This is a genomic window from Streptomyces sp. NPDC111802 (genome assembly GCF_055634335.1).
This window is the reverse complement of sequence record NZ_JBVKCZ010000012.1, coordinates 14,274-38,104: the sequence shown is the minus strand read 5'-3', so window position 1 is coordinate 38,104 and position 23,831 is coordinate 14,274. Positions and strand designations below refer to the sequence as shown.

Genomic DNA, 23,831 nt, shown 5'->3' with positions numbered 1-23,831 from the left:
CGCGAGCGGATAGCATCCGCCGCATGGAGCCCCAGCTGCTGCACGGTGTCACCGACTCGGTCGCCACCGTCGTCATACACCATCCGGCCAAGCGCAACGCCATGACGGCCGCGATGTGGCGCGCGCTGCCGCCGCTGCTGGAGACGCTGGCCGCCGATCCCGCCGTACGGGTGCTGGTGCTGACCGGCGAGGGCGGGACGTTCTGCGCGGGCGCCGACATCTCCACGCTCCAGGGGTCGCCGCAGGAGGCGCAGTCGCTGGCCGTGGCCGCCGAGGAGGCGCTGGCCGCCTTCCCGAAGCCGACGCTGGCGGCGGTCCGGGGGCACTGTGTGGGTGGCGGGTCGCAGCTGGCGGCGGCCTGCGATCTGCGGTTCGCCGAGGAGGGGTCGCTGTTCGGGGTGACGCCGGCGAAGCTCGGGATCGTGTATGGGGCGTCCTCCACGCGGCGGTTGGTGTCGCTGGTGGGACCGGCGGCCGCCAAGTACCTGCTGTTCTCGGGCGAGTTGATCGACGCGGAGCGGGCGCTGCGTACGGGGCTGGTGGACGAGGTGCTGCCCGAGGGCGAACTCGGCAAGCGGGTCACGGAGTTCACCCGGATCCTGGCGTCGCGCTCACAGCTGACGCAGGCCGCGGCGAAGGAGTTCGCGAACGGACGCGCCGACCGTGACGATCACTGGGCGGAGCAGGCGCGCGGAAGCGGCGACACCGCGGAGGGGGTCGCCGCGTTCCTGGAGCGCAGGCAGCCGCGCTTCACCTGGAACGTACCTACGTCAGACTGAAGCGGCTGTTGGTGCGGAACTCCTCGACCAGGTGCGCGGGCGCCTTCTGCGGGGATCCGGCGTCGTAGGGCGGCTGCGGATCGTACTCGGTCAGCAGCTGTACGGCCTGTGCGTGTTCGTCGCCGGCGATCTTCCCGACCAGGGTCAGACCCATGTCGATACCGGAGGAGACCCCGGCGGCGGTGATGTACTTGCCGTCGGACACGACCCGCTCGCCCGTGGGCTCGGCGCCGTACTGCGGCAGGAAGTCCAGGGTGAGCCAGTGGGTCGTGGCGCGGCGGCCGTCGAGGAGGCCCGCGGCGGCCAGCAGCAGCGAGCCGCTGCACACGGAGGTCGTCCAGGTGCTCGTGATGTCGGCGGTCCTGAGCCAGTCCAGAAGGACCTCGTTCTCGATCTGGGCGAAGGTTCCGGGCCCGCCGGGCACCACCACGATGTCGGGATGCGGTACGTCGGCCAGGGTTCTGTCCGCCATGAGGGCCAGGAACCCCGTGTCGGCGCGCACGGGTCCCGCGGTCTCGGCTACGAAGTCGACGCGCGCGTCCGGGATGCGGCTCAGGGCCTCGTAGGGTCCCACGATGTCGAGGGCGGTGAAGCGGTCGTAGAGGACCATCGCGATCTGCATGGGCTTCCTTTCAGGTCGGTCTTCTGTGTCCCGGTCGGTCTTCCGTGTTCCGGTCGGTCGTCCGGTCAGCGGACCGGTGCGGGGCGGAAGCGGCGGCGGTACTCGGCCGGGGCCGCCCCGAGTGCCTTGACGAAGGCGCGCCGCATGGCCTCCGGAGTGCCGTAGCCGCTGGCCCGGGAGATCTCCTCGACGCCGTCGGTGGTGTCCTCCAGGAGGCGCCGGGCGTGTTCGAGGCGGATCCGGTCGACGTAGCGGCCGGGGGTCATGCCGGTCTCGGTCTGGAAGGCACGGGCGAAGTGGCGCGGGGAGAGGCTCGCGCGGGCGGCGAGCGCCTCGACGGTCAGGTCGGCGTCGGGGTGCTCGGTGATCCAGCGCTGGACTTCCCTCAGGGGCTCGCGCTGGGCGGTCTGGGCGGCGAGCTGGGCGCTGAACTGGGCCTGGTTCCCGGGTCGGCGCAGGAAGACGACCAGGTGGCGGGCGATACCGAGGGCCACGTCCCGGCCCAGGTCCTCCTCGACCAGGGCGAGGGCGAGGTCGATGCCCGAGGTCACACCGGCGGAGGTGGCGACATGTCCGTCGCGCACATAGATCGGGTCCGGGTCGACCTCGACGGCCGGGTGGTCGCGGGCGAGCTTGTCGCAGTACGCCCAGTGGGTCGTGGCGCGGCGGCCGTCCAGCAGGCCGGCCGCGGCGAGCAGGATCGCTCCGGTGCAGACGGAGACCAGTCGCTCGGCACGCGGACCGTGCTCACGCAGCCACTCGACCAGGTCGGGGTCCGGGGTGCGGGTGCCCTGGCCGCCCGGGACGACGAGGGTGTGCGCGGCGGGCCCGTCGCCCAGGGCCCGGTCCGGTACGACGGTCAGGCCGCTGGAGGTGCGTACGGGAGCGCCGTCCAGGGAGGCCGTGCGGATGCGATACGTGCCCGGAGCGTGCGCCTCGGCCCCCGTGAAGACCTCCAGCGGCCCGGTGACATCGAGGCTCTGCACCGCGTCGAAGAGTACGAAGAGAACGGTTCGCTGCGCCATGCTCCGATTCTTCGAGGCCGCCGGGACGACCGCAATGACGAGCTCCCCACCTTTCCTGCCATGGCCCGCAAGGGCATGGGCGGCGTACCAAGCGGTTGGTAACCTGCCGGGCATGACTACTGCCGCCCTTGAGCCCCGTGCCGGCCGCCGCTGCCACAACATGCTCAACTCCCTGCACTCGACGTCCTACTTCGCACCCGAGCTGGGCAGGGAACTGGCCGCTGTCGGGATCACGCACCCCAGGGCGGTCAACTTCGCGGTACGAGCCGCCGCGCTGGGTCCGGTGGGCGCGGGAGCGGTGACGGCGACGTTCTACAACTACAAGCACGAGCTGGTCGCCCGGCACGTCCCCGCGGTCTGGGCGATCGCCTCGCCCGAGGACGTGCTGGCGGCACGCGCGCGTGCGGTCGACGCGGCGCTGCGGCGGCTGCTCGGCGAGGAGGCGGTGACGTCCGCGGAGATGGCGGAGGCCGCACAGCTCGCGCTCCGGGCGACCGAGGCCTGTTCGCGCAGCGGCCGGCCGCTGTACTCGGCACATGCGGACCTGCCGGTCCCCGAGGAGCCGCACCTGGCGTACTTCCACGCCACGACGCTGCTGCGCGAGCACCGCGGTGACGGGCATCTCACCGTGCTGATGGCCGCGGGGCTCGACGGTCTCGAGGCGGTGGTGACCCACACCGCGACCGGCAAGGGCATGACCCCGAAGTGGGTTTTCTCCACGCGCGGCTGGGCCCAGGAGGACTGGGACGCGGCCTGCGAACGGCTGCGTGGGCGCGGTCTCCTGGACGGCTCGGGCGACCTCACGGCGAAGGGTGCCGCCCTGCGCGACGAGATGGAGGCCGAGACGGACCGCCTGGACCGGGCGCCGTACGAGCACCTCGGGACGGAGGGAGTCGCCCGGCTGACGGAGCTCGGTGCCGGATTCGCGCGGGCCGCGGTGGCGGCGGGGGCGTTCCCGGCGGATCTGCTCGGCAAGGCCTGAGATCCACCGCACCCCCTGCGAAGGGCCCGCGATGCATGGCGGGCCCGGACCGCGGTACCCGGAACCTCAGTCGGCCCTTGTGGCCGGGAGAGGAAAGGGTGAAACACGTGTTCCGTGCAATCGCAGATGTTCTGCGGCAGATCGGTGGCGCGATCGCCACTGTGGTGACGTTGCCCTTCCGGGCGCTCGCCAGGCTGTTCGGCGGCGCGTCGAGCAGCACACGCAGCCGCCGGGTCTGATTCCGTACCGCCGCGACGGGCCGGGGGGCCGCCCTGATCCCCGGTTGTCGGTGTCACCTGCCACAATTGCCGCGCAACCTCAGTGAGAAGGCGGGACGGGATCGTGACGACACCCCTCGTAGGGTCCATCGAAGGCAGGATCGCCGCGGAACTCGGCGTACGGGAGCGGCAGGTGAAGGCTGCCGTGGAGCTGCTCGACGGCGGTTCGACGGTGCCCTTCATCGCCCGGTACCGCAAGGAAGCGACCGAGATGCTCGACGACGCGCAGCTGCGCACGCTCGAGGAGCGGCTGCGCTATCTGCGCGAGCTGGAGGAGCGGCGGGCGGCGATCCTCGACTCGGTGCGTGAGCAGGGCAAGCTGACCGAGGAGCTTCAGGCTCAGATCCGCGGCGCCGAGACCAAGGCGCGGCTCGAGGACATCTATCTGCCGTACAAGCCCAAGCGCCGGACCAAGGCGCAGATCGCCCGCGAGGCGGGTCTTGAGCCGCTCGCCGAGGGGCTGCTCGGTGACCCGGGCACCGATCCGCTCGCCGCTGCCGCCGCGTTCGTGGACGCCGACAAGGGCGTGGCCGATCCGCAGGCCGCCCTGGAGGGCGCCCGCGCGATCCTCACGGAGCGGTTCTCGGAGGACGCCGACCTGATCGGCGAGCTGCGTGAGCGCATGTGGGTGCGCGGCCGGCTGGCCGCCAAGGTGCGCGAGGGCAAGGAGGAGGCGGGCGCGAAGTTCGCCGACTACTTCGACTTCGCCGAGCCGTTCACCGAGCTCCCCTCGCACCGGATCCTGGCGATGCTGCGCGGCGAGAAGGAGGAGGTCCTCGACCTCGTCCTGGAGCCGGAGGAGCCGGTGGACGGCCCGTCCTCCTACGAGGGGATCGTCGCCCACAAGTTCCAGATCGCCGACCGCGGCCGCCCCGCCGACAAGTGGCTGACGGACACGGTCCGGTGGGCCTGGCGCACCCGCATCCTCGTCCACCTCGGCATCGACCTGCGGCTGCGCCTGCGCACGGCCGCCGAGGACGAGGCCGTGGGCGTCTTCGCGGCCAACCTGCGCGACCTGCTGCTCGCCGCGCCGGCCGGCACACGCGCGACGCTCGGCCTGGACCCCGGGTTCCGTACGGGTGTGAAGGTCGCGGTGGTCGACGCCACCGGCAAGGTCGTCGCCACCGATGTCATCTATCCGCACGTCCCGGCGAACAAGTGGGACGAGGCGATCGCCAAGCTGGCCCGGCTGGCGAAGGACCACTCGGTCGACCTGGTCGCGATCGGCAACGGCACGGCGTCCCGCGAGACCGACAAGCTCGCCGGTGAACTCATCACCAAGCACCCGGAGTTGAAGCTCACCAAGGTGATGGTGTCCGAGGCCGGCGCCTCCGTGTACTCGGCCTCCGCCTTCGCCTCGCAGGAGCTGCCCGACATGGACGTGTCGCTGCGCGGCGCGGTGTCGATCGCCCGCCGCCTGCAGGACCCGCTGGCCGAGCTGGTGAAGATCGACCCGAAGTCGATCGGCGTCGGCCAGTACCAGCACGACCTGTCCGAGGTGAAGCTGTCGCGCTCGCTGGACGCGGTGGTCGAGGACTGTGTGAACGGCGTCGGTGTCGACGTCAACACCGCCTCCGCGCCGCTGCTCGCGCGCGTCTCCGGCATCACCTCCGGCCTCGCCGAGAACATCGTGTCCCACCGGGACGCCAACGGCCCGTTCACGTCCCGCTCGCAGCTGAAGAACGTCGCGCGGCTCGGCCCGAAGGCCTACGAGCAGTGCGCGGGCTTCCTGCGCATCCGCGGCGGCGACGACCCGCTGGACGCGTCCAGCGTGCACCCGGAGGCCTATCCGGTCGTCCGGCGGATGGTGAAGACGTCGGGCCAGGAGGTGGCCTCGCTCGTCGGCAACACGAGCGTGCTGCGCTCCCTGAAGCCGGACGACTTCGTGGACGAGACATTCGGTCTGCCGACCGTCACGGACATCCTGAAGGAGCTGGAGAAGCCGGGCCGCGACCCTCGTCCCGCCTTCAAGACGGCCACCTTCAAGGAGGGCGTCGAGAAGATCTCCGACCTGGCGTCGGGCATGGTCCTGGAGGGCGTCGTGACGAACGTGGCGGCGTTCGGCGCGTTCGTGGACGTCGGTGTCCACCAGGACGGGCTGGTCCATGTCTCCGCGATGTCGAAGACCTTCGTCAAGGACCCGCGCGACGTGGTGAAGCCCGGTGACATCGTCAAGGTGAAGGTCCTCGACGTCGACATCCCGCGCAAGCGGATCTCCCTGACGCTGCGGCTCGACGACGAGGCCGCCGCGCAGGGCGGCCAGCAGGGCGGGGGCGGCGGCGAGCGCCGGCAGCGCGGCGGGCGTCCGCCGCAGCAGCGGCAGGGCCGTGGCGGTGGTGGCGGCGGTTCGCGTCAGGCACCGCCGCCGGCCAACAGCGCGATGGCCGACGCACTGCGGCGGGCGGGTCTGGTGGACCCGAAGCAGCGCAAGCGCTGAGCCGACCCCGACAAGGGCCGTCGACAACGAGACACGCGGGCCCGGACCCTCCGGTACGACTCGGAGGGTCCGGGCCCGCTTCGCCCCTAGGGTGGCGGCATGCCGACGTCGCGAGTCATCACCTGGGAAGTGTCCGGGAGCAAGGGCATCGAGACCGCCTGGACCGAGCTCGACGGCGACGCCCTGCGGGGGCGAGGCCGAGCGGTCGGTACGGATCCGGAGCCGTACTGGATCTCGTACGAACTCGACACGGCCGACGCCTTCGTGACGCGTCGGCTGCATGTCACCGCGGAGTCCGCGGCCGGAGTGCGCACGCTGGATCTACGGCACGACGGGGCGGGGCGGTGGACGGCCTACGGTGCGCATCTGCCCGAGGTCGACGGCGCCCTGGACTGCGATCTCGGCCTGTGCCCGCTCACCAACACGATGCCGGTGCTGCGACACGGGCTCCATCGGGCGCCCGGGGAACGGGAGTTCCTGATGGCATGGGTGTCGGTGCCGGAGCTGACCGTCGTCGCCTCCCGGCAGACGTACACGCATCTCGGTACCGGCCGGGTTCGCTTTGTCTCCGGCGACTTCCGCAGGGACATCGAGTTCGACGAGGACGGCCTCGTCGTCGACTACCCGGGGCTGGCGCGGCGGATCGCGTGAGCCCGAGTCTGCCCGGCGCGCCTAGCGTTCGGTGACCTTGCCGTCCGCGACCTCCAGGCGGCGGGTGACGTGCACCGCGTCGAGCATGCGCCGGTCGTGGGTGACCAGGAGGAGGGTGCCCTCGTAGGAGTCCAGGGCCGACTCCAGTTGCTCGATGGCCGGCAGGTCGAGGTGGTTGGTGGGCTCGTCCAGGACCAGGAGGTTGACGCCCCTGCCCTGGAGGAGAGCGAGGGCGGCGCGGGTGCGTTCGCCCGGGGAGAGGGTTGCGGCGGAGCGCAGGACGTGGTCCGCCTTCAGGCCGAACTTGGCCAGGAGGGTGCGGACTTCGGCCGGTTCGGTGTCCGGGACGGCCGCGCAGAAGGCGTCCAGCAGGGATTCCTCGCCGTGGAACAGCTTGCGGGCCTGGTCGACCTCTCCGATCAGGACGCCGGAGCCGAGCGTTGCCTGGCCCCCGCTCAGCGGGACGCGGCCCAGCAGGGCGCCCAGCAGCGTGGACTTGCCCGCGCCGTTGGCGCCGGTGACGGCCACGCGGTCGGCCCAGTCGATCTGGAGGGACACCGGGCCGAGGGTGAAGTCGCCGCGTCGGACCTCCGCGTCCCGCAGGGTCGACACCACCGCGCCCGAGCGGGGCGCCGAGCCGATCTCCATGCGCAGTTCCCACTCCTTGCGCGGTTCCTCGACGACGTCCAGGCGCTCGATCATGCGCTGGGTCTGACGGGCCTTCGCGGCCTGCTTCTCGCTGGCCTCGCTGCGGAACTTGCGGCCGATCTTGTCGTTGTCGTTGCTCGCCTTGCGGCGGGCGTTCTTGACGCCCTTGTCCATCCAGGAGCGCTGCATCTGCGCGCGGTCCTGGAGGGCGGACTTCTTGTCGGCGTACTCCTCGTAGTCGTCGCGGGCGTGCCGGCGGGCCACCTCGCGCTCCTCCAGATAGGCCTGGTACCCGCCGCCGTACAGATTGATCTGCTGCTGGGCGAGGTCGAGTTCGAGGACCTTGGTGACCGTGCGGGTGAGGAACTCGCGGTCGTGGCTGACGACGACGGTGCCGGCGCGCAGGCCGCCGACGAAGCGTTCCAGGCGCTCCAGGCCGTCGAGGTCCAGGTCGTTCGTCGGCTCGTCCAGCAGGAACACGTCGTAGCGCGAGAGCAGCAGGGAGGCCAGTCCGGCGCGGGCCGCCTGTCCGCCGGACAGGGACGTCATCGGCTGGTCCAGGTCCACGGCCAGGCCGAGCGAGTCGGCGATCTCCTCCGCTCGCTCGTCGAGGTCGGCGCCGCCCAGGTCCAGCCAGCGCTCCAGGCTGGTCGCGTAGGCGTCGTCCGCGCCCGGTGCCCCGTCGACGAGGGCCTGTGTCGCGTCGTCCATCACCCGCTGGGCCTCGGCGACTCCGGTACGGCGGGCCAGGAACTCCCGTACGGTCTCGCCGGGGCGCCGCTCGGGCTCCTGCGGGAGGTGACCGACGGTCGCCGTCGGCGGGGACAGTCGCAGCTCGCCCTCCTCGGGCGCGATCAGCCCGGCGAGCAGGCGCAGCAGCGTGGACTTGCCCGCGCCGTTCGCCCCGACCAGGCCGATCACGTCTCCGGGGGCCACGACGAGGTCGAGCCCGCTGAACAGGGAACGGTCGCCGTGGCCGGCGGCGAGGTTCTTGACGACGAGGGTGGCAGTCACAGAGGGCGATCCTAGTGGCCGTACCAGGTCGCGAGCACCTCCGTTCGGCCTGCCATCGCCGCCACGGGCACGGGAGTCTCCGTCATCACCGTGCCATCGGCTCCACCAGCACACTCCCCGAAGTCCGCGCCACCACGAACGACTCCCCCTTCACCGCCTTCGCGTCCAGCGCGATGCGATGGCGGCCCGCCTCCAGGATGCCGTCGAAGACCTCGTGGGTGTGGGTGCGGTACAGGCGGTCGAGGCGGTACGCGGTCAGGCGCACCCGGCAGGGCGAGGTGACCTCGACGCCCGCCTCGCCGTCGGCGGCGACCAGCCGGGTCAGCCGGCGCTGTTCGGTCGGGCTGCGGTCCAGGGCGTGTTCGATCTGCGCCACCAGCAGCGGCACGATCGGCGCGAGACCGTCGACGTACGTCACATCGACTCCGGCTTCGTCGAAGGCGCGGCGTACGGCGGCACGCTGGTCCTCGCCGACCCCGCGGCCGAAGGCGACGGCGCCGTAGGTGCGCAGCTCGTCGGCGAGGACGCCGTCGACGTCGTCGGTGATCTCGGCGCCGACGCCGATGGTGCGCAGCGCGGCGGCGAGCTTGGCCAGGAGGGCGACGCGGGCGCCGATGAGGAGCACCCGGCGGCGTGGGGGATCGGCGTCGTGGCCGAGCAGGGAGCCCAGCGCCGCGCGGTACCCGGTGCCGTGGAAGCGGAAGGGCCCGATGCCGTGGTAGCCGTTGAGCTCCAGGTCGGCGTGTTCGTCGGTCTGCCAGGCGAAGTCACGCCAGATGTAGTCGTCACCCTCCTTGTCGATGACCGCGGTGACGGCGCCGCAGGCGAGGTCGGCGCACTCGGGGCAGCCGTAGATGACATACCGGCCTCCTGGAAGCGGGGCTTCCGCTTCCAGGAGCAGGCTGCGGACCTGTGCGGTGAAGATGGCGGGCGGGACGTCGGAGGCGAGCGGGGAGACGGCGTCGAGGTCGGACAGCTGGAACAGCAGCGGGCGTCCGTCGACGATGAAGTCCACGAAGTCCCGGTGCACCTGGTAGTCACCGTTGGCGAGGACGCCACCGGCACGCATCGCCGGTGCCAGGCCGAAGGTCGCGTACTCGGCAGACATGCTGTGAGTATCCCCAGAGCGGGACCGATATGAGCGCGGCATGACATATTCCGCTACGTCCCGCCCTGGCCGGCGAACAGATGACCGAAGCTCAGGCGTGGTCGTGGCCGAGCGGGTCGCCCTCCGCCTCGGTGCCGGCGCCCGGTCCGATCCTGATCTCGAATTCGCCGTCGTACTTCTTGTGGCCTTCGATCACGGCGAGTTCGACGGCCTCGGAGCCCATCTCGCCGCGCACGATGACCGGGTCCCGGCGCAGGTCGCGCATGAGGGCGACGCACGCCCCGATCATCACCAGGACGAAGGGCGCGGCGGCCAGGATCGTGAGGTTCTGCAGGCCGGTGAGCGCGTCGCCCTGGCCGCTGCCGACCAGCAGCATGATGGCGGCGACCGCTCCGGTCACCACACCCCAGAACACGACGACGAAGCGGCCGGGTTCCAGGGCGCCCTTCTGGGAGAGCGTGCCCATCACGATGGAGGCGGCGTCGGCTCCCGACACGAAGAAGATGCCGACCAGGATCATCACGAGCAGGCTGGTGGCGGTGGGGACGGGGTACTCCTGGAGGAGGCCGAAGAGCTGGCCCTCGGGGGTGTCCTCGCCGCCGAGCCCGCCGCCTTCCTTCACCTTCATCGCCGTACCGCCGAAGATCGCGAACCAGACGAGGCTGACGGTGCTGGGCACGAGGATGACGCCGCCGACGAACTGCCGGATGGTGCGGCCCCGGCTGATGCGGGCGATGAACATGCCGACGAAGGGCGTCCAGGAGATCCACCAGGCCCAGTAGAAGACGGTCCAGCTGCCGAGCCAGTCCGCGACGCCCTCGCCGCCGCTGGCCTCGGTGCGGCCGGCGAGCTGGGGCAGGTCGCCGAGGTAGGCGAAGACCGAGGTGGGCAGCAGGTCGAGGACGATGATCGTGGGGCCCGCGATGAACACGAAGACCGCGAGGACCAGGGCCAGCACCATGTTGATGTTGGACAGCCACTGGATGCCCCGCTCGATGCCGGAGATGGCCGAGGCGACGAAGGCAAGGGTCAGTACGGCGATGATCGCGACGAGCAGACCGGTGCTCACGTCGTCCATCCAGTCCAGTTCCTGGAAACCGGAGCCGATCTGGAGCGCGCCGAGGCCCAGGGAGGCCGCGGAGCCGAAGACGGTGGCGATGATCGCGAGGATGTCGATCACCCGGCCCGCGGTGCCGTTCGCGTGCTTCTCCCCGATCAGCGGGGTGAAGACCGCGCTGATGGTCTGGCGCCGGCGTTTGCGGAAGGTGCTGTAGGCGATGCCGAGCCCGACCACCGCGTAGATCGCCCAGGGGTGCAGCGTCCAGTGGAAGAGGGTGGTGGCCATCGCCGTCTCCATGCGTTCGCCGGAGTTGGCGGGGTTCGTGCCCGGTGGCGGGGTCGTGTAGTGCGCGAGCGGCTCGCTCACGCCGTAGAACATCAGGCCGATGCCCATGCCGGCGCTGAACATCATCGCGACCCAGGACACCGTCTTGAACTCGGGCTCCTCGCCCTCGGCGCCGAGGTGGATACGGCCGTAGCGGCTGATGGCGAGCCACAACGCGAAGACCACGAAGCCCGAGGCGGCCAGCATGAAGGCCCAGCCGCCGTTGTGGATCAGGCCGTTGAGCATCTTCGTGGACACGCTCTCCAGCGAGTCCGTGGCCGCCCAGCCCCAGATCACGAAGGCCACCGTGATGGCGGCGGTGACCCCGAACACGACTTGGTCGGTGTGGCGGCCGGAAGCATCCGCTGGATGTTCCGGGCCGCCACCCCTCTGCTTCAGATCGTCAGTCATCTGCGGCACCTTCCCCTGGAAACGGTGGGTACGCCGGTATCCACGTCGTTTCCCAGGACCTACCACAGATCCCGCCGATCGCAGCCGCTTCAGCAGTCGGTGTCGGGCTCACCTGCCGCGAGGTGGTACGGAGCGCGTTCGTCGAGGAGCAGCGGGACGAGCGCGCGTAGTGACTGGCGGAGCGGGACGTAGGTGCCGTGGGTCCGCACCCCGTGCAGGGCGAGTTCGTCCTTCACCCGCGCGTACTGCTCCGCGGTGAGCCGGTAGCCGCAGGGCGGGTCCTGGATCACCTCGGCCGGTTCGGGCGGGTCGTTGTCGGCGCCGCCGAGGTAGACCGGGCCGGTGTCGGCGTAGCCCGTGAGACGGGCCAGGCCGGTCGCCGCCTCGACCTGGCCGCGCCGGGCGTCGGTGAAGTCGAACAGGCCCTTCAGCGCGGCGAGTTGGGAGTGCACCCGGCGCCGGTTGTTGAAGGCCTCGTCCGCCTTCTCCGCGTCGGTGAGCGGGTCGACGCGGCTCTCGATGAGCAGGCCCACCGAGTGCTTGACGCCGGACATGTTCCGCAGGATGCGCTCCTGGCCGTCACCGGCGACCTGCCGGATCGGGTCGCCCGTCTCCGGATCGGTCCAGATGCCGTACGTACCGGTCGAGTAGCCGGCGTTCGTAGCGGCGGGCCGCACATACGACTGGGACAGGGACTGCGCGGCGTCGTGGACATGCGTGTCGGTGTTGAGGTTGCGCGGCCACAGGTCGAACAGGTCCTTGTCGTAGTACGGCGGTGTGGCGCCGTACTCGTGCAGGTCGTAGATGACGTCGGGGCGCTGGTCGCGGATGACCGCGGCCATGGCACGCCCTTCGGCGGTCGCCAGCGTGATGTGGTCGCGGTTGATGTCCACCCCGTCGCTGTTGCCGCGGGTGTCGGCGGCCCGGCCGTCGGGGTTGGCGGTGGGTACGACGAGCAGGGTGGTGCGCTCCAGGAAGCGCAGGGTCTGCGGGTCCTTGGCGTGGGCCAGGTCGCGGACCGTGGACAGACAGGCCTCGCGGCCGGAGGGTTCGTCGCCGTGCTGGCTGCACACGAGCAGCACCTTGTTCGGGGTGGGCCGGGTGCCGATGCGGACGAGCTGGAGTGGGCGGCCCTGTTTCGTCGTCCCGATATCGGCGACGGACACCCGGTCGCTCGCCTTGTCGACTGCGGCGAGGAACCGCTGCTCCTCGGGCCGGCTGGTCCAGCGGGCGCCGTTGGACTCCTCGAAGCCGGTGCGGGGCGGGGCGTCGGCGGCCTGGGCGGGTATGGACACGAGGGACGCGGCGAGGGCCGCCGCGGTCACGGTGAGGGTTCGGATGCGGGTCACTGGCCTGCCTCCGGGATGCGGTGAGCGGGGCGCGGTGCGGTCGTCACGCCGTCGAGGAGCCCCGCCGCGGGGGCGGCTGACGGCGCGTCGGCCGTGGCGCGAGCGAAGGCCGGGGCGCCGCCGACCAGCGGGACGCGTGCCTTCGTACGGGAGAGGTCGAGGGTGAGCGTCGGCTTGGTCGACGGTGGATCGATCAGGTCCTTGTCCGTGCCCGCGATGATCAGGGCGAGGCGGTGGCCGGCCGGGACGACGTGGTCGGTCGCCGCCAGGTCGAGGGTGATCGTGTACGGCTTGCCCGGGGTGAGCGGTCGGCCCGTCAGATCCGAGGCGTGGTTGCCGAGGTCCGCCCAGCCGCGGCTGACGACGGTGTAGTCGACGTCGGTGGTCCTGGCCTTCGTCTCCTTGAAGCAGGCGCTGTCACCCGTGGTGCTGACGCCCCAGCAGGTGCGGTCGGTGAGGGTGCTGATGCCCTCGCCGCTCACCGCGTAGTCGCGGATGGTGTCGGGGCCGAGGTCGACCAGAACGGCGGAGAGGTGGGCCGTCGAGGTGGTCGGGGTGGCGGTGACGGTGACCTCGGAGGAGCCGGACAGACGCAGGTCGCGGGCGAGCGGCTTGGTCACGAAGCCCGCCTTGTCGGGGGTGGACCGGTCGATGTGCGCGGCCCAGTCGGTCTCGCTGTGCTGTGGGTCGTCGGTGAAGGTCTCGGTGCCCTTGCCCTTGCTCAGGCCGAGGGTGCCGACGCCCGCCTCGGTGCCCTTGGCCGGGCGCAGGGTGGTGGTGTCGGTGCCGCGCGGCGGCCAGACCTTCGAGGTCGCCCACTGGTCGGGGTGGCGTTCGATGTCGGCCATCGGCTCGCGGTCGATGCCGTTGTCGTAGCCGAGGAGTTCGTGGTCGAACCAGCGGTGCAGGGTCTCGACCCAGTCCGCGCGCCGGAAGTCGAAGGGGTCGACGTGACCGGTCTGGGAGAGCCAGATCTTGCGCTCGACACCGTTCTTCGCGAGGGCGTCCCACCATTGGCCGAGGTGCTTCATCCGAACGTTGAGGTCCTGCATGCCGTGGATCGCGAAGACGCTGGCACGCACCTTGCGCGCGTCCTTCACATAGTCACGTTCGGTCCACAGCGGCGTCCAGTCGCCGGTGCGCGGGGCCCCGTCGACCAGCATCTGCTGGACCGCGCCGCAGTTGGCGCGGGCGTCGGGGCTGTCGACGTAGTTCGACAGCCAGTCGGGGCCGGAGTCATACAGCGGGGCGCCCTGCTGGAAGTAGTAGTCGTACCAGGAGGAGATGGCGCTGATCGGCACGATGGTCCTCAGGCCCTCGACGCCGGTCGCGGCGACGCCGTTGGCGATGGTGCCGTCCCAGCTCTTGCCGATCATTCCGGTGCGGCCGTTGGTCCACTTCGCGGTGGCCCTGGTGGTGCCGGTACGGGTGGTGTACGCCTTGGCGCGGCCGTTCAGCCAGTCGATGACGGCCTTCGCGGAGAGGATGTCGGAGCGCCCGCCGACGTCGACGCAGCCGTCGGAGCGGTTGGTGCCGGCGAGGTCGACGCCTACGAAGGCGTAGCCGCGGGGCACGAAGTAGTTGTCGTAGAACAGCGGCATCTGGACGACGTCGCCGTCGGCGTCGTACGTCTTCTTCTGGCTCTCGTTGCCGCGCCCGCAGCAGGAGTAGTACGGGCTGGCGTCCATGATGACGGGCACCTTGCGGCCCTGTGCGGCCGCTTCGCGGGGCCGGACGATGTCGACGGCGACGCGGTCGTGCTCGCCGTCGCGGTCGAGGTCGAGTCCGGTGTCCACCCATACGGCCTCGCGGACGGCGTTGTCGTAGGAGTAGACGGGCTTGCTCTCCCGTGGGCCGGCGTGGGCCGTCGCGGGTGCGAGGAACGTGGCCATCAGGACGGCCACGGCCGCTGTCGCGAGCGGTCTCCAGATCGTGAAGCGCATGCGGTTCGGCATGCGCGGACGGTACATCGGTCAACTCCCGTGCAGAAGAGGGCGGCTGACGGCACATGAAGTGTCGTGTGGCCGATGAGGTGTCGTGTGGCCGACAAACACTCTTGCGGCGGATCCACTCATGTCGGCCGAATGGCGATCGTGTGACAGGGGTGGTCATGGACACGCAGAGGGCACAGGTACTCAATAGGCTCCGGACAGACTTCGGCCCCTACGACTTGGAGCTTTCGTGCACCGCAGAATCATGGCGCCGGGCGCACTCGTGGCCGCCTCCCTGTTGCTGGCGATCCCGGCTTCGGCGGCGAGTTACTCCCCCGGCGCTCCGGGCATCGGCGACCCCTACTACCCGGCCTACGGCAACGGCGGCTACGACGTCTCCCACTACGACCTCCGGCTGAAGTACCAGCCGGCCACGGACCAGCTGGAGGGTACGGCGACCCTGCTGGCGAAGACCACGCAGGACCTGTCCCGCTTCAACCTGGACTTCCTGCTGGATGTCAGCGAGGTCCGGGTCAATGGCGCGAAGGCCTCGTTCGCGACCTCCGGCGAGCACGAGCTGGAGATCACGCCGACGAAGCCGCTGGCCAAGGGCACGTCCGTCACCGTCGTCGTGCGCTACCGGGGCGTGCCGTCGAGCAAGAAGGCGTACGGCTTCAGCGCTTGGCTGCGCACCCCGGACGGCGGGGTCGCCGCGGGAGAGCCCGAGGGGTCCTGGTGGTGGTACCCGAGCAATGACCACCCGCTCGACAAGGCGACCTACGACGTGTCGGTGCAGGTGCCGGACGGCACGCAGTTCATCTCCAACGGAACGCTCCAGTCGACGAGTTCGCGATTGGGTTGGACCCGCTACAACTGGCGCTCCAACAAGCCGCAGGCCACATATCTGGCCACGTTCGCGGCGGGACGCTTCGACGTCACCACGGGGACGTCCGAGAGTGGAATTCCGGTCATCAACGCCTACAGCAAGGATCTCGGCGACCGCGCGGGGGCGGCGCGGGCGAGCATCGAGCGGACCGGGGAGATCGCCGACTGGCTGAGCGAGTACTTCGGGCCGTATCCGTACAACGCGCTCGGCGGGTATGTGCCGAACACGAAGACGGGGTACGCGCTGGAGACGCAGACCCGGCCGTTCTACAGCCCCGCCAACTTCGCGAACGGGTCGAACACCTCAGTCGTCGTGCATGAGCTGGCCCATCAGTGGTGGGGCGACCAGGTGTCCGTCAAGGAGTGGAAGGACATCTGGATCAACGAGGGCTTCGCGCGGTACGCGCAGTGGCTGTGGTCCGAGCACGAGGGCGAGGGGACGGCGCAGGAGATCGCCGACTACGTGTACGCCTCGCGGTCGGCCGACGATCCGTTCTGGACGGTCGAGCCGGGTGACCCCGGGCCGGACAACCAGTTCCACATCGCCGTCTACGACCGGGGTGCGCTGGCCCTTCAGGCGTTGCGCAACGAGATCGGGGACGACGCGTTCTTCGCCATTCTGAAGGGCTGGCCGCAGAAGTACTCCTACGGCAACGCGTCGGTCGCCGACTTCGAGCGGTACGCCGAGGAGGTGTCCGGCAAGCCGCTGGCGGCGCTGTTCGACACGTGGCTGTTCCAGCCGTCGAAGCCGGGCGCGCCCACTGCGCGGGCGGCTTCGATCGCGAAGGTGTCCGGGGCTCCCGCGCAGCCGAAGTCGTGGAAGAAGATCGCCGCGACCAACGATGTGCACGGGCACGAGCACTAGGCGCGCGCGTCAGGGCGTTGCAGCGAGCCGGAGCAGTTCGTCCCGCCCTATCGCATCCGTCTCCGTCGAAGGCACCGTGCAGGCGTGGGCGCCGGCGATGGTGCCGTACAAGGCGCTGCGCGGGGGTGTCTCGCGGTTCAGCCAGGCGTAGAGGAACGCGGCGGCGAAGGCGTCGCCCGCGCCGTTGGAATCCACCACCGGCGCGGGCGGTGTCGCGGCGGGTACGTGGGTCAGCTCGTCGTCGGCCAGTACGTACGCGCCCTTCGCGCCTGCCGTGGCCACGACCACCTCGGCCCGGCCCCGATCGGCGATGCCGCGCATCGTGCGCTCGGGGTCGGCCAGGGCGGCAGCGGACAGGAAGACGACGTCCGCCGCGTGCGCGAACGGCTCGTGGTACCCGTTCTCGCCGTCCCAGTCGTGCAGGTCTGTGGACAGTGTCGCGCCGGACTCCCGCAGGAGCGGCAGGGAATGGGCGCAGGGCTGGGTGATGGTGATGTGGACGTGGCGGCTCGCCCCGGCCAGGGCACGCACCGTGGCCTCCGGGAAGCGGTCGTCGGCGTGGGCGCGGCTGGTGTCGTACAGAGACAGCCGCCTGCCGTCGGGGCCGACGAGGTTGACGGCGCGCTTCGTTCCCGCGGGCTGCGGGATCGCGGTGAGCGCGATGCCCTTCTCGCTGTGCAGGGCCCGGACCAGGTCGCCCTCCGGGTCGTCGCCGAGCATGTCGAGATGGTGGGTGCGCAGGCCGAGGGCGCTCAGAGCGACGGCCACGAAGTCGCCGGTCTGACCGGCGCGGGTGCGGATCCCCGAGTCGATCATGTAGCTGTCGGCGTACGGCAGCGGTAGCTCCGGCACGTACACGATGGTGTCCACGCCCGCGCCGCCCAGCACGAGCACGTCGATGTCGCGGTTCAACTCCCGGCCTCCCCATGGTCGTAGACCGTGACGGCAATTCCGTGTCGCACCAGCCGCTCAGTGACCAGCGGCTCCACCCGGGACCACTTCCCACCGGCCAGTCCGCACCCTATCCGGGGCATGTGGACCGACGCGCCGAGGTCGGCGGCCTTCTCCGCCAGGCTCTCCAGCGCGGCATCGATCGCCTCGTAGCGCACGGGAACGCCCTTGCTGCCGGTGCGGATGCCGCGCTGCCCGACCATGTTGGCCACCCAGACACAGGGCTCGACCTGGACGAGCTGCACCGCGCCCAGGGCGAAGTCGTTCAACGCGCGCTCGCGGTGCCAGGCCCGGTAGGACTTCTCCGGCTCCGGCCAGCGGCGCGATATGGCCAGGACAAAGCCCTTCCCCCATCCCCCGATGTCGTTGCAGACATGGGCGATCACCTTGACGCCCTTGACCGACGGAACGGTGGCGTCACCCCGGATGTAAGTGATCTCCGACATGACGCCACCGTAGAGGCCGCCACTGACAACGGCCCGCTGATTACTTCGTGAGCTCGGTCAGCTCCCGGTCCTCCGTCCGGGCGACCCGGCGCCGGACCGCGTACCAGCCGGCGACCAGCATCACGGCGATGGCCGGGATGAGCAGCAGCGTCTTGCGGCCGACCTCGGGGTCGTTCCACATCATGCCGAGGCAGGCCAGCAGGAAGACGATCGTGGCGATCTCCGTGACCGGGCTGCCGGGGAGGCGGAAGGAGGGGCGGTCCACCAGGCCCGCCCTGGCGCGGCGGACGAAGATCAGATGGCAGACCATGATGATCACCCAGGTCGAGATGATGCCGAGGGAGGCCACGTTCAGCACGATCTCGAAGGCCTGGCTGGGCATCAGGTAGTTCAGGCCGACACCGAGCACACACACCGCGCAGGTGAGCAGGATGCCGCCGTAGGGGACCTGGCTGCGGTTCATACGGGCCGTGAACTTCGGGGCCGAGCCCGCCATCGCCATCGAGCGCAGGATGCGGCCCGTGGAGTACAGGCCGGAGTTGAGGGAGGACATCGCGGCCGTCAGGACCACCAGGTTCATCACGTCGCCGGCCGCCGGGACGCCGATCTTCGACAGGACCGTGACGAAGGGGCTCTGGTCGGCCGAGTAGACCGAGCCGGGGAGCAGAAGGGCGAGGAGGACGACCGAGCCGACGTAGAACAGGCCGACGCGCCACATGATCGAGTTCACCGCGCGCGGGACGACCTTCTCCGGCTCCGCGGTCTCGCCCGCGGCGACACCGACCAGCTCCAGCGCGGCGTACGCGAAGATCACGCCCTGCATGACCAGGACGACGGGCATCAGACCGTGCGGGAACACTCCGCCGTTGTCGGTGATGACGCTCAGCCCGGGGGTCTGGCCGCCGACCTCGTGCTGGGTGGCGAGCAGGAAGATGCCGACGAACATGAAGCCGACGAGCGTGGCGACCTTGATGATCGCGAACCAGAACTCCATCTCGCCGAAGATCTTCACCGAGATCAGGTTCACCGCCAGCACCACGGCCAGCGCGATCAGCGCGAGCGTCCACTGCGGGATGTCGGTGAACAGGCTCCAGTAGTGCGTGTAGAGCGCGATCGCGGTGATGTCGGCGATACCGGTCGTCGACCAGTTCAGGAAGTACATCCAGCCCGCGACGTACGCGCCCTTCTCGCCGAGGAACTCGCGCGCGTACGACACGAAGGAGCCGGACGAGGGGCGGTAGAGAACCAGCTCACCGAGGGCTCTGACCACGAAGAAGGCGAAGATGCCGCAGACCAGATAGGCGATCGCCAGCGCGGGGCCCGCGTCGTGGAGGCGACCGCCGGCGCCGAGGAAGAGGCCGGTGCCGATGGCACCGCCGATGGCGATCATGTTGACGTGGCGGGCCTTGAGGTCCTTGCTGTAACCGGCGTCGCCCGCGTCCGCGGGCACCTGGGCCGCGTCGGTACGGGATGCGGCCACTGCCGTGTTCACGGCGTCCTTGCTCACGGGTGGTACCACTCTCTGGTGCGCCCGAGCGGGTCGCGCTCGGGTGTCCGGACGAACGTATGGCCTGCGCCCTCCGTAAAAGGCACAGACCAAGGGGCCACCTTCCCCCACGGCATGCGGCCCATGCGGTGGCGTGCGTCACAGAGCGTTACTTCTCACACGGCCGTCACATCGGTCGCGGAAGGTGTCACAGCAGTGGTGGGACAGCGATACTGCTGCACATGACGACCGGCACCGACGAACCCACCCTCACGATCGACGAGCTGGCCGCGCGGGCGGGGATGACGGTCCGCACGGTGCGCTTCTACGGCACCAAGGGGCTGCTGCCACCTCCGGTCATCGGTCCGCGCCGGGTGGGGCACTACGGGCGCGAGCACCTGGCCCGGCTCGCGCTGATCGAGGAACTTCAGCAGCAGGGCATGACGCTGGCGGCCATCGAGCGGTATCTGCAGCAGCTGCCGCCTGATCTGGACGCCCATGACCTCGCCGTTCACCGGGCCGTGGTGGCCTCCTGGGCGCCGGACGCCGTCGAGACGGTGACGCGCGGGGAGCTGGAGCGACGGGCGGGGCGGGCGCTCGGCGACGACGACGTGGCGCGGCTGGTCGCGATGGGTGTCGTCGGGGCCGTCGAAGGCGGATACCGCGTCGACCTCGGACTGCTGCGGCTCGGGGTAGGGCTGCTGGACGTACCGCTGTCGCACGAGGCGATCCTCGCGGCGCGCAACGTCCTCATCGACCACTCGCGCTCCGCCGCGCACGAACTGTCGCGGCTCTTCCGCGGCGAGGTGTCCGAGCGGGCGGCGCAGGACGTGAAATCACTCTCCGCGTACATGCAACCCCTGGTGGTGCAGGCCCTGCTGACGACGTTTCAGCGCTCCCTGCGCGAGGACCTGCGGGAGTGGCTGAGCGCCATGCCGGAGTCATCGGCGTCAGATGAAGGCGGATCCGCCTGACACGTTCAGGGTCCGCCCCCCGCCTGCCGTCACGCGGGCGGCCGGTGCCGCGCGCGTATCCGTCGGGGTTCCTCGTGGGGCGGGGGCCGGGCTGCCGGCTTGCCCGGTCAGCGTCGGTGCCCCCGCCCCGGGAGGGCAAGAGCCGTGTGTCGCTCAGGGATACGTCAGCGGCCGTCCGTGAACGTCTCCCCCTTCTCGGCCTTCTCGACCAGCAGCGCGGGCGGCGCGAACCGCTCCCCGTACGTCTGCGCCAGCTCACGCGCGCGTGCCACGAATCCGGCGACACCGCCCTCGTAGCCGTTGATGTACTGGAGGACACCGCCCGTCCAGCCGGGGAAGCCGATGCCCAAGATGGAGCCGATGTTGGCGTCCGCGACCGACGTCAGGACGCCCTCCTCCAGCAGCCGGACGGTGTCCAGCGCCTCGGAGAACAGCATGCGTTCCTGCATGTCACGGAACGGGATCTCGGCGCCCTCACGCGTGAAGTGCTCGCGCAGCCCCGGCCACAGGGTCGTCCGCTTGCCGTCCTCGTCGTAGTCGTAGAAGCCCGCGCCGCCACTGCGCCCGGGGCGGTCGAACTCGTCGACCATGCGGTCGATGACGGCCTCGGCCGGGTGCCCGGCCCAGGTGCCGCCCGCCTCCTCCACGGCCCGCTTCGACTCGTTGCGGATCTTGCGCGGGAGCGTCAGGGTCAGTTCGTCCATCAGGGACAGGACCTTCGCCGGGTAGCCCGCCTGCGCGGCCGCCTGCTCCACCGATGCGGGCTCGATGCCCTCGCCGACCATCGCGACGCCCTCGTTGATGAAGTGACCGATGACCCGTGAGGTGAAGAAGCCGCGCGAGTCGTTCACGACGATCGGCGTCTTGTTGATCTGCCGGACCAGGTCGAAGGCGCGGGCCAGCGCCTCCTCCCCCGTCCGCTCGCCCTTGATGATCTCGACGAGCGGCATCTTGTCGACCGGTGAGAAGAAGTGCAGTCCGATGAAGTCGGCCTGGCGCTCCACGCCTTCGGCGAGGGCGGTGATCGGCAGCGTCGAGGTGTTGGAGCACAGCAGCGCGTCCGGCTCGACGATGGACTCGATCTCCTGGAAGACCTTGTGCTTGAGCTCGGGGTTCTCGAAGACGGCCTCGATGACCGCGTCGCAGCCGGCCACGTCCTGCGGGTCCGCCGCCGGCGTGATGCGGGCGAGCAGCGCGTCGGCCTTCTCCTGGGTCGTACGGCCCCGGGAGACCGCCTTCGCGCACAGTTTCTCCGAGTAGCCCTTGCCCTTGAGGGCGGCTTCGAGCGACACGTCCTTCAGGACGACCTCGATGCCGGCGCGGGCGCACGAGTAGGCGATGCCCGCGCCCATCATCCCGGCGCCCAGCACGGCGACCTTGCGGACCCTCCGCGGCTCGATGCCCTTGGGGCGGTTCGCGCCGGAGTTGACGGCCTGGAGGTCGAAGAAGAACGCCTGGATCATGTTCTTGGACGTCTGGCCCGCCGCCAGCTCCACGAAGTAGCGCGCCTCGATGACCTGCGCGGTCTCGAAGTCGACCTGGGCGCCCTCGACAGCGGCCGCGAGGATGTTGCGCGGGGCCGGGTAGGGGGCGCCGCCCGTCTGCTTGCGCAGGCCGGCCGGGAAGGCCGGCAGGTTCGCCGCGAACTTGGGGTTGGCGGGCGTGCCGCCGGGGATCCTGTAGCCCGGCCGGTCCCAGGGCTGCTGGGACTCGGGGTGGGCCTCGATGAAGGCGCGGGCCTTGGCGAGCAGCTCCTCCTGGGTGGTGGCGATGTCGTCGATCAGACCGTTGTCCAGGGCGCGCCGCGGGTTGTACTGGGTGCCCTGGAGCAGCACCTTCAGCAGGGCGTCGGCGATCCCGAGGAGCCGTACGGTGCGGACGACACCGCCGCCGCCCGGCAGCAGGCCGAGGGTGACCTCGGGGCAGCCGATCTTCGAGCCGGGCGCGTCGAGGGCGATGCGGTGGTGGCAGGCGAGCGCGATCTCGTAGCCGCCGCCCAGGGCCGCGCCGTTCAGCGCGGCGACGACCGGCTTGCCGAGGGTCTCGATGCGGCGCAGCTGGCGCTTGATCGCCATGCCGCCCTCGAACAGCTCCATCGCGGTCTCCGGCGTGACGCGGATGAGGTCGCGCAGGTCGCCACCCGCGAAGAAGGTCTTCTTGGCGGAGGTGATGATGACACCGCGGATGGTGTCCTTCTCGGCCTCCAGGCGGTCGGTGATCACGGCGAGGGAGTCGCGGAACGCCTGGTTCATGGTGTTCGCGGACTGGTCGGGGTCGTCGATGACAAGGGTGACGACGCCTTCGCGGTCCTGTTCCCAGCGGATGGTGGTGGACTCAGTGCTCATGTGGAGGTGCTCCGTGTGATCCGTCGGGAGGGGGGTCAGATGCGCTCGACGATGGTGGCGATGCCCATGCCGCCGCCCACGCACAGCGTGGCGAGGCCGTACCGCCTGTCCTGGCGCTCCAGTTCGTCGACGAGCGAGCCGAGGATCATCGCGCCGGTCGCGCCGAGGGGGTGGCCGAGGGCGATGGCGCCGCCGTTGACGTTGACCTTGTCCAGGGACAGGCCCATGTCCCGTACGAAGCGCAGCACGACCGCCGCGAACGCCTCGTTGATCTCGACGAGGTCGATGTCGTCGATGGTCAGTCCGGCCTTGGCGAGCGCCTTGCGGGTGGCGGGCGCGGGGCCGGTGAGCATGATGGTGGGCTCGGAGCCGGAGACGGCGGCCGAGATGATGCGGGCGCGCGGGGTGAGTCCGTGGCGCTCGCCGACCTCCTTGTTGCCGATGGCGACCAGGGAGGCGCCGTCGACGATGCCGGAGGAGTTGCCCGCGTGGTGGACGTGGTCGATCTTCTCGACCCAGTGGTACTTCTGCAGCGCGACGGCATCGAAGCCGCCCAGGTCGCCGATGTCGGCGAAGGACGCCTTCAGCTTGGCGAGGGAGTCGGCGGTGGTGCCGGGGCGCATGTGCTCGTCGTGGTCGAGGACGACGAGGCCGCTGCGGTCCTTGACCGGGACGACGGAGCGGTCGAAGCGGCCCTCCTTCCAGGCCGTCGCCGCCCGCTCCTGCGAGAGCGCCGCGTACTCGTCGACGTCGCGGCGGGAGAAGCCCTCGATGGTGGCGATCAGGTCGGCGCCGATGCCCTGCGGCACGAAGTTGACGGCGAGGTTGGTCATCGGGTCGTTGAACCAGGCGCCGCCGTCCGAGGCCATCGGCACCCGGGACATGGACTCCACGCCGCCCGCGAGGACGAGGTCCTCGAATCCCGAGCGGACCTTGGCGGCGGCCATGTTGACGGCCTCCAGGCCGGACGCACAGAAGCGGTTCTCCTGCACGCCCGCCACGGTGTCCGGCAGCCCGGCGGCGATCGCCGCGATCCGCGCGATGTCGGAGCCCTGGTCGCCGACCGGGCCGACGACGCCGAGCACGATGTCGTCGATGGCGGCCGGGTCGAGGCCGGGGAAGCGGTCGCGGAGCTCGTGGATGAGGCCGACGACCAGGTCGATCGGCTTGGTGCCGTGCAGGGCGCCGTTCGCCTTGCCGCGGCCGCGCGGGGTGCGGATCGCGTCGTACACATACGCTTCGGTGCTCACTGGTAAGCCT

Annotated in this window: 19 protein-coding genes; 7 read left to right on the top strand and 12 right to left on the bottom strand. The window is 70.6% G+C overall.

Annotated elements, in window-relative coordinates:
• Nucleotides 1-23 precede the first annotated feature (23 nt).
• Nucleotides 24-779, top strand: coding sequence for an enoyl-CoA hydratase/isomerase family protein (locus ACZ7NC_RS15170; protein ID WP_471488350.1), 756 nt, complete (start codon nt 24-26; stop codon nt 777-779).
• On the opposite strand, the gene ACZ7NC_RS15165 is transcribed toward ACZ7NC_RS15170, so the two are convergent.
• Together ACZ7NC_RS15165 and ACZ7NC_RS15160 are read right to left on the bottom strand one after the other, a co-directional pair.
• On the bottom strand, nt 766-1,401 hold the full coding sequence (locus ACZ7NC_RS15165; RefSeq protein ID WP_471488348.1) for a DJ-1/PfpI family protein: 636 nt from the start codon (nt 1,399-1,401) through the stop codon (nt 766-768). The two genes, ACZ7NC_RS15170 and ACZ7NC_RS15165, sit on opposite strands and share 14 nt — an antisense overlap.
• Nucleotides 1,402-1,466: 65 nt before the next feature.
• Complete coding sequence (locus ACZ7NC_RS15160) at nt 1,467-2,426, bottom strand: GlxA family transcriptional regulator (protein ID WP_471488347.1); 960 nt, start codon at nt 2,424-2,426, stop codon at nt 1,467-1,469.
• 112 nt (nt 2,427-2,538) lie between these two features.
• Here ACZ7NC_RS15160 and ACZ7NC_RS15155 point away from each other — a divergent pair, with 112 nt between their 5' ends.
• From ACZ7NC_RS15155 to ACZ7NC_RS15140, 4 genes are all read left to right on the top strand, one after another.
• Nucleotides 2,539-3,408 carry an SCO6745 family protein gene (locus ACZ7NC_RS15155; protein WP_471488346.1) on the top strand — a complete coding sequence of 290 codons (870 nt, stop codon included), beginning with the start codon at nt 2,539-2,541 and terminating at the stop codon, nt 3,406-3,408.
• A gap of 107 nt (nt 3,409-3,515) precedes the next feature.
• Complete coding sequence (locus ACZ7NC_RS15150; RefSeq protein WP_010042827.1) at nt 3,516-3,647, top strand: LPFR motif small protein; 132 nt, start codon at nt 3,516-3,518, stop codon at nt 3,645-3,647.
• Between the two features lie 103 nt (nt 3,648-3,750).
• Entirely contained in the window at nt 3,751-6,123 is a 2,373-nt protein-coding gene (locus ACZ7NC_RS15145) for a Tex family protein (RefSeq protein ID WP_471488344.1), read from the top strand.
• 99 nt (nt 6,124-6,222) lie between these two features.
• Nucleotides 6,223-6,774 carry a putative glycolipid-binding domain-containing protein gene (locus tag ACZ7NC_RS15140; protein ID WP_471488342.1) on the top strand — a complete coding sequence of 184 codons (552 nt, stop codon included), beginning with the start codon at nt 6,223-6,225 and terminating at the stop codon, nt 6,772-6,774.
• 21 nt (nt 6,775-6,795) lie between these two features.
• Here the strand turns inward: ACZ7NC_RS15140 and ACZ7NC_RS15135 are convergent, their stop codons facing one another.
• From ACZ7NC_RS15135 to ACZ7NC_RS15115, 5 genes are all read right to left on the bottom strand, one after another.
• The gene (locus ACZ7NC_RS15135) at nt 6,796-8,436 is read right to left on the bottom strand and encodes an ABC-F family ATP-binding cassette domain-containing protein (RefSeq protein WP_471488340.1); all 1,641 of its coding nucleotides are present in this window, start codon (nt 8,434-8,436) and stop codon (nt 6,796-6,798) included.
• Nucleotides 8,437-8,521: 85 nt separating this feature from the next.
• On the bottom strand, nt 8,522-9,544 hold the full coding sequence (locus ACZ7NC_RS15130; protein WP_471488338.1) for an oxidoreductase: 1,023 nt from the start codon (nt 9,542-9,544) through the stop codon (nt 8,522-8,524).
• 91 nt (nt 9,545-9,635) lie between these two features.
• Entirely contained in the window at nt 9,636-11,339 is a 1,704-nt protein-coding gene (locus ACZ7NC_RS15125) for a BCCT family transporter (RefSeq protein WP_471488337.1), read from the bottom strand.
• 89 nt (nt 11,340-11,428) lie between these two features.
• On the bottom strand, nt 11,429-12,688 hold the full coding sequence (locus ACZ7NC_RS15120; protein WP_471488335.1) for a M14 family metallopeptidase: 1,260 nt from the start codon (nt 12,686-12,688) through the stop codon (nt 11,429-11,431).
• Nucleotides 12,685-14,643 (bottom strand): Xaa-Pro dipeptidyl-peptidase, encoded by a 1,959-nt coding sequence (locus ACZ7NC_RS15115; RefSeq protein ID WP_471488334.1) that lies wholly within the window; start codon nt 14,641-14,643, stop codon nt 12,685-12,687. Before ACZ7NC_RS15115 ends, ACZ7NC_RS15120 begins: the two co-directional genes overlap by 4 nt.
• Nucleotides 14,644-14,869: 226 nt before the next feature.
• Between ACZ7NC_RS15115 and ACZ7NC_RS15110 the strand changes: the two genes are divergently transcribed.
• Entirely contained in the window at nt 14,870-16,369 is a 1,500-nt protein-coding gene (locus tag ACZ7NC_RS15110) for a M1 family metallopeptidase (protein WP_471488333.1), read from the top strand.
• Nucleotides 16,370-16,378: 9 nt separating this feature from the next.
• On the opposite strand, the gene ACZ7NC_RS15105 is transcribed toward ACZ7NC_RS15110, so the two are convergent.
• Genes ACZ7NC_RS15105 through ACZ7NC_RS15095 form a run of 3 tightly spaced genes read right to left on the bottom strand, consistent with a single transcriptional unit; the run spans nt 16,379 to nt 19,273 of the window.
• The gene (locus ACZ7NC_RS15105) at nt 16,379-17,281 is read right to left on the bottom strand and encodes a PfkB family carbohydrate kinase (RefSeq protein WP_471488331.1); all 903 of its coding nucleotides are present in this window, start codon (nt 17,279-17,281) and stop codon (nt 16,379-16,381) included.
• On the bottom strand, nt 17,278-17,766 hold the full coding sequence (locus tag ACZ7NC_RS15100) for a macro domain-containing protein (protein WP_471488330.1): 489 nt from the start codon (nt 17,764-17,766) through the stop codon (nt 17,278-17,280). The genes ACZ7NC_RS15105 and ACZ7NC_RS15100 overlap by 4 nt, the downstream gene beginning before the upstream one ends.
• A gap of 40 nt (nt 17,767-17,806) precedes the next feature.
• Nucleotides 17,807-19,273, bottom strand: a complete 1,467-nt coding sequence (locus ACZ7NC_RS15095) for an amino acid permease (protein WP_471488328.1) — start codon at nt 19,271-19,273, stop codon at nt 17,807-17,809.
• A 221-nt stretch (nt 19,274-19,494) separates the two neighbouring features.
• Between ACZ7NC_RS15095 and ACZ7NC_RS15090 the strand changes: the two genes are divergently transcribed.
• Complete coding sequence (locus ACZ7NC_RS15090; RefSeq protein WP_471488327.1) at nt 19,495-20,226, top strand: MerR family transcriptional regulator; 732 nt, start codon at nt 19,495-19,497, stop codon at nt 20,224-20,226.
• 164 nt (nt 20,227-20,390) lie between these two features.
• Here ACZ7NC_RS15090 and ACZ7NC_RS15085 read toward each other — a convergent pair whose 3' ends face one another.
• Both ACZ7NC_RS15085 and ACZ7NC_RS15080 read right to left on the bottom strand, forming a co-directional pair.
• The gene (locus tag ACZ7NC_RS15085; RefSeq protein ID WP_471488326.1) at nt 20,391-22,571 is read right to left on the bottom strand and encodes a 3-hydroxyacyl-CoA dehydrogenase NAD-binding domain-containing protein; all 2,181 of its coding nucleotides are present in this window, start codon (nt 22,569-22,571) and stop codon (nt 20,391-20,393) included.
• 35 nt (nt 22,572-22,606) lie between these two features.
• The gene (locus tag ACZ7NC_RS15080; RefSeq protein ID WP_471488324.1) at nt 22,607-23,821 is read right to left on the bottom strand and encodes an acetyl-CoA C-acetyltransferase; all 1,215 of its coding nucleotides are present in this window, start codon (nt 23,819-23,821) and stop codon (nt 22,607-22,609) included.
• Between the last annotated feature and the right edge of the window lie 10 nt (nt 23,822-23,831).

What these genes read in the sequence shown, in the direction of transcription:
- ACZ7NC_RS15170 (WP_471488350.1), top strand. Translation starts at nt 24, where the DNA reads ATGGAGCCCCAGCTGCTGCACGGTGTCACCGACTCGGTCGCCACCGTC.
- ACZ7NC_RS15165 (WP_471488348.1), bottom strand. Translation starts at nt 1,401, where the DNA reads ATGCAGATCGCGATGGTCCTCTACGACCGCTTCACCGCCCTCGACATC.
- ACZ7NC_RS15160 (WP_471488347.1), bottom strand. Translation starts at nt 2,426, where the DNA reads ATGGCGCAGCGAACCGTTCTCTTCGTACTCTTCGACGCGGTGCAGAGC.
- ACZ7NC_RS15155 (WP_471488346.1), top strand. Translation starts at nt 2,539, where the DNA reads ATGACTACTGCCGCCCTTGAGCCCCGTGCCGGCCGCCGCTGCCACAAC.
- ACZ7NC_RS15140 (WP_471488342.1), top strand. Translation starts at nt 6,223, where the DNA reads ATGCCGACGTCGCGAGTCATCACCTGGGAAGTGTCCGGGAGCAAGGGC.
- ACZ7NC_RS15130 (WP_471488338.1), bottom strand. Translation starts at nt 9,544, where the DNA reads ATGTCTGCCGAGTACGCGACCTTCGGCCTGGCACCGGCGATGCGTGCC.
- ACZ7NC_RS15125 (WP_471488337.1), bottom strand. Translation starts at nt 11,339, where the DNA reads ATGACTGACGATCTGAAGCAGAGGGGTGGCGGCCCGGAACATCCAGCG.
- ACZ7NC_RS15115 (WP_471488334.1), bottom strand. Translation starts at nt 14,643, where the DNA reads ATGCCGAACCGCATGCGCTTCACGATCTGGAGACCGCTCGCGACAGCG.
- ACZ7NC_RS15100 (WP_471488330.1), bottom strand. Translation starts at nt 17,766, where the DNA reads ATGTCGGAGATCACTTACATCCGGGGTGACGCCACCGTTCCGTCGGTC.
- ACZ7NC_RS15090 (WP_471488327.1), top strand. Translation starts at nt 19,495, where the DNA reads ATGACGACCGGCACCGACGAACCCACCCTCACGATCGACGAGCTGGCC.
- ACZ7NC_RS15085 (WP_471488326.1), bottom strand. Translation starts at nt 22,571, where the DNA reads ATGAGCACTGAGTCCACCACCATCCGCTGGGAACAGGACCGCGAAGGC.